This is a genomic window from Methanobrevibacter filiformis (genome assembly GCF_001639265.1).
Lineage (GTDB): Archaea > Methanobacteriota > Methanobacteria > Methanobacteriales > Methanobacteriaceae > Methanacia > Methanacia filiformis.
Genome location: NZ_LWMT01000007.1, coordinates 1 through 9,144, shown reverse-complemented (window position 1 = coordinate 9,144; position 9,144 = coordinate 1). Strand labels below are relative to the sequence as shown.

The 9,144-nt window shown below is 24.1% G+C and carries 8 protein-coding genes; 5 read left to right on the top strand and 3 right to left on the bottom strand.

What is annotated here, in order from left to right; genetic code table 11:
- Nucleotides 1–111: 111 nt before the first annotated feature.
- Nucleotides 112–501, bottom strand: coding sequence for a DUF2299 domain-containing protein (locus MBFIL_RS00265; RefSeq protein ID WP_066970257.1), 390 nt, complete (start codon nt 499–501; stop codon nt 112–114).
- A gap of 297 nt (nt 502–798) precedes the next feature.
- Here MBFIL_RS00265 and MBFIL_RS00255 point away from each other — a divergent pair, with 297 nt between their 5' ends.
- The 3 genes from MBFIL_RS00255 to MBFIL_RS00245 all read left to right on the top strand — a co-directional run bounded on the left by MBFIL_RS00255 (nt 799) and on the right by MBFIL_RS00245 (nt 3,773).
- Nucleotides 799–2,022 carry a CobD/CbiB family cobalamin biosynthesis protein gene (locus MBFIL_RS00255; RefSeq protein ID WP_084266237.1) on the top strand — a complete coding sequence of 408 codons (1,224 nt, stop codon included), beginning with the start codon at nt 799–801 and terminating at the stop codon, nt 2,020–2,022.
- Nucleotides 2,023–2,244: 222 nt separating this feature from the next.
- Nucleotides 2,245–3,339: a cobalt-precorrin 5A hydrolase gene (locus tag MBFIL_RS00250; protein ID WP_066970247.1), complete on the top strand. Its 1,095-nt coding sequence runs from the start codon at nt 2,245–2,247 to the stop codon at nt 3,337–3,339.
- Nucleotides 3,340–3,524: 185 nt separating this feature from the next.
- Nucleotides 3,525–3,773: a UPF0147 family protein gene (locus MBFIL_RS00245; protein ID WP_066970244.1), complete on the top strand. Its 249-nt coding sequence runs from the start codon at nt 3,525–3,527 to the stop codon at nt 3,771–3,773.
- Between the two features lie 191 nt (nt 3,774–3,964).
- On the opposite strand, the gene MBFIL_RS00240 is transcribed toward MBFIL_RS00245, so the two are convergent.
- Together MBFIL_RS00240 and MBFIL_RS00235 are read right to left on the bottom strand one after the other, a co-directional pair.
- Entirely contained in the window at nt 3,965–4,537 is a 573-nt protein-coding gene (locus MBFIL_RS00240; protein WP_066970240.1) for a class II aldolase/adducin family protein, read from the bottom strand.
- 87 nt (nt 4,538–4,624) lie between these two features.
- Nucleotides 4,625–6,550, bottom strand: a complete 1,926-nt coding sequence (locus MBFIL_RS00235) for a DNA-directed DNA polymerase II small subunit (protein WP_084266236.1) — start codon at nt 6,548–6,550, stop codon at nt 4,625–4,627.
- A gap of 603 nt (nt 6,551–7,153) precedes the next feature.
- Between MBFIL_RS00235 and MBFIL_RS00230 the strand changes: the two genes are divergently transcribed.
- Nucleotides 7,154–7,642 carry a hypothetical protein gene (locus MBFIL_RS00230; protein ID WP_211261680.1) on the top strand — a complete coding sequence of 163 codons (489 nt, stop codon included), beginning with the start codon at nt 7,154–7,156 and terminating at the stop codon, nt 7,640–7,642.
- 113 nt (nt 7,643–7,755) lie between these two features.
- Nucleotides 7,756–8,820 carry a precorrin-3B C(17)-methyltransferase gene (gene cobJ / locus MBFIL_RS00225; protein WP_066970234.1) on the top strand — a complete coding sequence of 355 codons (1,065 nt, stop codon included), beginning with the start codon at nt 7,756–7,758 and terminating at the stop codon, nt 8,818–8,820.
- The last annotated feature ends 324 nt before the right edge of the window (nt 8,821–9,144 follow it).

The window sequence follows — 9,144 nt, the reverse complement described above, 5'->3', positions numbered from 1 at the left end:
AAACATAACCCACTTAAAACCCAATAAACTAAATAATAATCCTTATTTTAACTTAATATTACTTCATCATCACAATATAAACCAATAAATATCAATTAACTAATCAATGAATTATGGAAGATCTCCTTTAAAAACAAGCTTATGTCTATTTACTTCTTCTTCATATAATTCATCACTTATTATGAATGTTTTTATAACATTATTTGGATGATCAATTTGGAAGTCAAGTAACATTTGATTTATTGTGAACTTGAAATCCCATATTAATTTTCTATTTATTTCTATTGAAGATGATTGTAGGAAATTTGTATGTTCTGGTGAAATATTAGTAGCACATCCAATTATAATTAAGTCATCTTTATCTTTTGGTTGAATAATATCAATAGAATTTCCTTCAGGATATTCCACTATATAATGAAATATAGAATTGTTATCATGAATTTCTTCTCTAAATAAATCCTCATTAGTAAGCCAATCTCGAATTTGCTTTCCATGTATCATAATAATCATCATTTTACTTTTTGCTATTATTAATTTATAGTATATAATCTAAGATGTTATATCTAATAGATTTAAGTATTTAATGTAATATAAAGTATTCTTTGTATTACAAAGTATTCATTATTTAGTTTATTTTACTTTAAATCTAATTTACACTTAGTAAATCTAATTTTATATAATTTTATATTAATTTTCATTTACATAGATATTAAACTTTGTTTTATAACAATTGTTTTATAAGATATATTTATCATCATTATATCTATTTATATACAAACTAATCCTATACTTATTTTAATGATATTTTTTACTTTAAAACTAGTATTTTTTTTAATAGCTATAATAGCTATTTCTTTATTAATAGATTATTTAATAGCTGAGTTACCAATAAAAATTCATCCAGTTGTTTTTATAGGTAATTCTATAAGTTATTTTACTAAAAAATATATAAGATTAAATAGCTATTTTTCAGGTGTTCTACTTACTACATCAGTAGTTTTAATAGCTATTTTATTATTTACTTTAATTTTAGAAATAGCCACAATTAATCTATTCCTATTTATTTTAGTATCTTCATTAATTCTATCAACAACTTTTTCATTTAAATTATTATTATCTTCTGCAATGGATATTAAATTAGATCTTTTAGAAGATATTAATAAAGCAAGAAAATCCATGTCTTATCTTGTAAGTAGGGATACAAGCGTTTTATCTGAAAAATTGATTATTTCAGCTACTATTGAAACATTATCTGAAAATATAACTGATTCTGTAGTTTCTCCAATAATTTATTATTTATTTGGAGGATTAATAGCTATTTTATTAACTATTTTAGCTATTACTTCACATGTTCACATAGATCCAATTTTAAATATTTTTTCACTTGAAAATATTATTCAAAATATTTTTCACATTAATTTAAGTGGAGTAAACTCTAATATTTTAAACACTATAATTAATGATTTCGCCTATAATATTTTACACTTGAAACACCAAACTTATATTTTTAATGACATTGAACTTCATGTATTATATCAAGTGACCATTTTTTCAATTTTAATAGCTATTACATATAGATGTATAAATACACTTGATGCAATGGTAGGTTATAAAAATGAAAAATTCTCTAAAATTGGCTATTTTCCTGCTAAACTGGATGATATCCTAAATTATATTCCCTCAAGGTTTGCAAGTGTAAACACAGTAATAGCTGCGATTATATTAAAAATGAATTATAAAAATTCAAAAAAAATATTAAAAAGAGACTCAAAAAATTGTCAAAGCCCAAATTCAGGCTTTACAATTGCACCTGTAGCAGGAGCATTAAATATTCAACTTGAAAAGAAAAATAATTATATCATTGGAAATGAAAATGAAAAGTTAGCTATTGATCATATTGATAAAGCGGTTAAAATATCTAAATTATCTATATTAATTTCAATAATTATTTTAATAGCTATTTTATTAGTTTTAACCCTATTACTAATTATTATTTATTATTACTATTTATTAGCTAATTAGTTATTAAGTTATTATAATAATTATTATTAATTTATTATTATAAGTTACTAAAATATTATTATTATCTATTAAATAATTATTATTTTACTATTATTATCAATTTACTTTAAATAATATATTACTTAAGTAGAAAATGTTATTATTAATAACATTAAAATTAATATTATTATATTTATTATAATTATTACCTTTTATTACCTACATTATTATATTGTGATTTAAATGAAAATAGCTATTTTATCTGTATCCGAAGATGGTAAAAAATTATCAGAAGATTTAAAATCAATTTTAAACACTGATTCTACAGTAATTAAAACAGATATTTATTATAAAAACGTAAAAGATACTATAAAAAATATATGGGATAGCTATGATGCTATAATAGCTATTATGGCCACTGGAATAATTGTTAGATCAATTGCACCATATATAATTAATAAAGTCAAGGATCCTGCAGTTTTATCCATTGATGATAAAGGAAAACATGTTATTAGTTTGCTTTCAGGTCATCTTAAAGGTGCAAATGAGTTAACTATTAAAATAGCTAATTTAATTGATGCAAAACCAGTTATAACAACTTCAACAGATGTAAACAATAAAATTGGTATTGATACGTTAGCTAATCATTTTTATTTTACTTTAAATGATACTAAAAAAATATTAAGATTCAATAAAGCTATTTTAAACGATGAAACTATAAATTTAATAGCTAATTTTAATGTTTCATATATTTGTGATTATCTTGAAAATTTTAATAATAATTTTACACTTGAAACAGAGGTCTTTAATAATAAATTTAAAAAGTTTACACTTGAAATAGATGAGTTATATTCTATTAATCCTAATAACACCAATATTATTAATGATTTTGATATTAATAATAATTATTTAATAGCTATTTTAAATAATAAGAATTATCTTGTAATGAAAGAAAAAGTAATGGTAATGGGTATTGGATCTAGAAAGAATATAAGTAAAAACACTGTTTTAATAGCTATTAAAAAAGTTATGAATGAATTAGGGATGCCAATGGATAGAATTAATATAGTGGCCACTGCTGAAATTAAAAAAGATGAATGGGGCATTATTGAAGCTGTAAATACTTTTAAAAAACCAATTAATATTGTGGATATTAATTCAATAAAAAAGCTCAATTGTCCAGATTGTTCAAAATCCGAATTTGTTCAAAAGAACTTTGGAATAGATGGAGTCTCTGAGCAATGTGCATTGATCACAGCAGGAAAAAATTCAAAACTTATTTATAAAAAAACAGCCTTTGATGGAGTTACAATAGCTATAGCTATTGGAGATAATTAATAAGAGTTATTTCAAGTTTATTATTTAAGAAAAAATTTTACTAAAACATGTTTAACCAAAACTATTTAAATAGACAAACTTAATAACTATATTAAATTAATTTAGGATATTAGTTTAATCTATTTAATTTTATTTTATTATTAACTTTTATAAATATATTATTATTATCTTAGGAGGAAGGTTATATGACTAACGATACTTTTAGAGAGGTTTCTGAAATATTAAAGCATATCATGGAAAATAATACAGTTCCACGTAATATAAGAAGAGCAGCGGAAGAATCACATCAAACTTTAAATAATAAAGATGAGGATGAAACTGTAAGATCAAGTGCAGTTATTTTAAAATTAGATGACATAAGTAATGATCCTAATATACCAACACATGCACGAACTCTCATTTGGGAAATATTAAGTAAATTAGAATCTCTTTAATTCATTTAATAACTATTATTATTTAGTTTAAATATTATTATTTAATTTAAATTTATTCTAAAATAACCTAAAATAACTTAAAGTAACTTATTTTTACATTTTAAATCTATTTTTTAATAATACTTGATTTACTATTTTTATTAATATGCTTGTTTAATTTATTTTTGAGCTATTATGATCTTCTATATGTATTATTTGTTTAAAATTTTAGTAATATACTGTGTTTTAGCTATTTCTTCAACGAATTCTGCTAAATCACCTGCTTCATGAACTGTTTCTCCAATAGCTATTATTCCATGGTTTTTAAGTACTAAAACATCTTCTTGACCTAACTTTTCAGCTGCACCATGTGCGAGGTCACTACTTCCAGGCTTTTCATATTTTAACTCTGGAAGATATTCAGTTTTAATAGCTCCAAATCCTTCAAGTCTCTTTATTTTCTCATTAGAAAAAGAAAATCCAGTAGCATATGGTGAATGTGTATGAACAATTCCATCAACATCATTTCTACTTTTATAAATAGCCAAATGCATGAACACTTCAGATGATGGTTTTCCTTTAGTTAAATTCTTTCCATTAATATCTACAAGTACAATATCACTTTCGTTTAATCTATTTAATGATTTAAGTGTAGGAGTAATAGCTATTACATCCATATCCTCATTTTTAAATCTTGCACTAACATTTCCAGCTTTACCAGAAACTAACTTCCTTTCAAAAACATATTTTGATGTTTCAATAACTGATTTAATAATATTATTCATTTTTTCACCTTTGAACAATCTTTAGCACTGATTCACAAAATAGAAAATTTTGTAAAATCTCGATTAATATTCATTTTTTGTTATATTTTAAACAAATTTTAGCTGTTTGTAAGTCCCTTTATATAATACTGGAACTTCTGCACAGGTTGGAACGATGTTGTATATTTTTTGGAACTCTGTCTGTGTCTGGAATGTTCCTGAGTTTATCATATGTATTCCATTGTATTTTTTATATGTGTTAATGTGAACATGACCTGTATGGATTATATCAGGTATTTCATCTATAACAAGGTGATCTTCAAGTTCTGAAGCTAAAGGGGTTCTTTCTCCATATATTGGGGCTAAATGACGTTTTTTAAGTAGTTCTTCAAGTACTAAGTCATTTCTTTGGTGAGTCATACCTTTCACACCCATAACCATATCATCAAATCCTCTTCCATGATAAATAAGAACGTTTATTCCTTCTAAACTTACAATACCTGGGTTACTTATAAATTCAACATTGTTAAGCTCGTATAATGAATTTGCATATTTAGGAGGTACTGCTGGTTGTGGTTCAGCTACTCTTGATGCGTCGTGGTTTCCAGGACCAATGATTATTTTAACATCTGATCTAATTTCACTTAAATATTCAGCTGCTTTATCATATTGCTCTGTAATATCTTTAATATTTAATTCTTTATCTTGATTTGGATAAACACCTATTCCATCTACAATATCTCCAGCAATTATTAAGTATTTAACATCTTTAGCTATTTTTCGCTGTTCATCAGTTCCAAAGTCTCCATTTATCCAATCTATAAATTTTAAGAAAGCATCTTCTAAGAAAGTCATACTTCCTATATGCACATCTGATAAAAAAGCTATTGAGAAGTCCATTGGTTTTTCAGCTATTCTATGGACACTTGGTTGGATTATTCTTGAAGCAATACCTAATTCTCCTTTTTTATCTCCAATAATACCTATAACTTCATCCTTAACCAGTTTTTCAGTACTTTTCATTAAATCATTGTTTTCATTATGAATTAAAACAGTTAAATTACTTGTTTCATCTTCTATTTCAATTATTTTATGATTATTTTTAGTTATTTTAATATCTCGAATCATTCCAATAATTGTAAAGTCTGTAGTGTTTCCTTGACCAATATCAACAATATTCTGGTATGTTCTAAGTTCTGGTCGCTTTGATAAGATATCTCTTAATTTTTCATATCTATTTTTAAAATAGCTAATCAAATTCCCTATTTCTCCATTAGTATAGGATTGTTTACTTGTATCTTGAATTACTTTATAATCGAAATTTACATTTGAAATGTCACTGTTTCTTTTACTATTTTTGATATTATTTCTAATTTTACTTCTATTTTCCTGAGTATCTTCTACTTTAATTGTAGGGAACTTATATGCTTTGTTAATATCATTATCATCATTATCTTCCTTTTTTTCAGTTGTTTCATTAGATGTGCTAACATCCTCGTTTATAGCAGGTTTTTCTTCTAGTGCTTTATTTTCATTGATTTCTTTTGTTTTGAAGATATCTAATCCTTTAGCTACTCTAGATTTAGGTTTTTTTCTAGATTTGGGTGTTTCATTAATTCGAGGAATAATTTTATTATCTTCTTTACTAATTGTGCTTGTATTTTCGATTATACCTGTACTAATTGCACTAGTTGATGTATTACTATCTTTACTATCTTCATTATTTATCTGGTTCTTCCTATTTTCATCATCTTCATTATTATTTGTTTTACTATAATTATCATTCTTATCAACTGAATTAGTTAAGTCTAAAGGCTGACTATTTTTTGTGTTTTCAATATCTTCCATTCTTAGAATTGATTTGAAGATATCCTCAGTTAATATGAACATTTTTCCTGAAAATTTACTTTTAATTTTCAATATAACTGATGATGCTAAGCTTATAGGGTCTTCTGAATTTATAATGTTATTATAAACCTCAGGAGTCAAATTAATTCCATTTTCTGCAAACTTTAATAGGACTTTAATTGTCATGTTAACCTACTTAATAATAGTTTAATTTAGTTTTATATTTTAATTATATATATTTATATATATTTTATTTATTTTCAACTAATATTATGCATGATATTATATTAATTATTCATTAACTAAGTATTCTTATTCATTAACTAAGTATTCTCATATAATTTTTAATAATTATTATTATTTAAATAATATTAATAGCTATTTTATTAAAAATAATAGATCTTTGTCAACTAAATAAACTATTTATTTAAATTTTCTTTATTAATTAAAATAATTAAAATAGTTAGTTTTATTATATTGTTTAACAATAAATTTACTAATAATAACTAATAATATATTTAATTAATAATTTATTTAATATTTATTAATTAATAACTTATCTAGAATAATTATATTATTTAAAATGCTATATTTATTACTAAATAGCTATTTTAATATTTAATTACTTTGAATTAGTATTCAATTTTATATTCTAGTATTCAATTTTATATTCAATTTACAGATTATTTATTACTTATCATCATTAATTATTTAAGGGTGCATATTATGGCCAAAAAACAAAGTGTTATAGTAAATATATTAAAGAGTTTATTGATAATAATCCTTTTTGTGGGATTTTTTGAAGCAGGACTTCTTGGTTCATATACTATAGTAACATCTGAAGCTCCAGATGTTAAAGGACTGATAGATTCTCAGATAGATTCTATAATGAGTCTTGTAAACTCTAATCAAGTTAATAACTTATTAATAAAGGATCCCACAATTATACAGGTGACAAACAAAATGGATGTAGCTGATGCATTAAAAGAACAAGCTAACGTTGATGGAGTTAGTGTAGATCAAATGAATGTTTCTACATATCAGAATTTAGAAGGTAGCAATATTGAGGTTAATATTGAAGCTTTAGGATACTCTTCAGTTAATGTAAGTTCAGGTCAAATTGTACTTAGTCAGACACCAGATTATCAAGTTGTTGCAAAAGCAAAAGCAAAAGCTGATGGGCATGGAGTTGAAATAGATACTAGTACTATTAAAATAACATCGGTTTTAAAGTTATATAGCACTAATAAGAATGCTAGTAAAATTCAAATAGGTTAAATTCAAATAGGTTAAACTCATATAGGTTAAACTCATATTATATTCTGGAATTATTTATTAATAAATTAGTTTATATTAGTTAATAGCTATTAAAAAGTGTTTTAGGGGTTTTAATGATAAACATAATAGGGATTGGTCCAAATAGAGATAATATAACTGAAGGTGCTTTAAAGGCAATAAGTGAATCTGATGTTATAGTTGGATATAAGAAGTATATTGATTCTATTGAAGATTTAATCGATGATAAAGAAATTATAAAAAAAGGAATGGGAGATGAAATAGCTAGAGTTGAACTAGCAATAAGTAAAAGCTTAGAAGGGCATAAAGTGGCCCTTATAAGTTCTGGAGATCCTGGAGTATTTGGAATGGCTAATGTTTTATTTCAAATACTTAGTAAATATGATGGATTAGAAGTTAAAGTTTATCCTGGTGTTACAGCAACAAATTATGCAGCATCACTTCTTGGTGCTCCATTACATGACTTTGTAGCTATTAGTTTAAGTGATATATTAACACCACTTGAAGAAATTGAAAACAAAATTAAACATGCAATTCTTGGAGAATTTATAATAGCTATTTACAATCCTATTAGTAAAACAAGGAAAGAGCCTTTTAGATTATTTAAAAAATTATTAAATGAACTTAAAAAACCAGAAACACCAATAGGTATAGTTGATAGTACTTATTCTCCATCAAAAGTCACTATAACAACAGTAAATGAATTAAATGAAAAAGATATTAACATGTCTACAACTTTAATTGTTGGAAATTCTTTAACATATATACAAGATAGCTATTTAATAACTCCTCGAGGTTATGTTGTAAGTAAGGATATTCATCCAATGGCAAAGGACTTTTACTTAAAATTCCTTAATGGTTCAGGCAGTAGTGGTTCAAATACCACTTGTGAATTTTATCCTTGCCATAATTCAAGTGATCATCAATGTGATTTCTGTTTCTGTCCATTTTATCCATGTGGAGACGGTTCTACAGGTGGTAAATGGATTAAAGATAAAAATGTCTGGAGCTGTGAAGATTGTTCATGGATTCATGAGAAAGAAACAGTTGATTGTATTAAAACTAAACTAAAAGACATATTAACCAATGTAAATGATTTAAAATCCAAGAAAAAACAACTATTAAAACTTCGCAGATTTTGCTTATTAAATAAAAAGTAGACTATGTTTCTTACACTTGAAATCTATGTATAAGAACTTTAAAGTTTGATTAACTTCTAATTTTTTAGTATTATTTATTAAATACCTATTATTTTTTAATATATTCTTAGTTTTTTACTTATAATGTATAGCTATTTTATTCTTAGTCTATTAAATTTACTACATTTTTTGCTTTTAATGATTCTGTTCAAAATTAGTATAGTAGAAAACCAATTTTTTGGCAATATTAATAAATTCCAATAGCTTATTTTATTCTCTATATTGGAAATAAAGACATATTAACTAAATAAAAAAAATATAATCATTGCCAAAAATTTCGTGCTT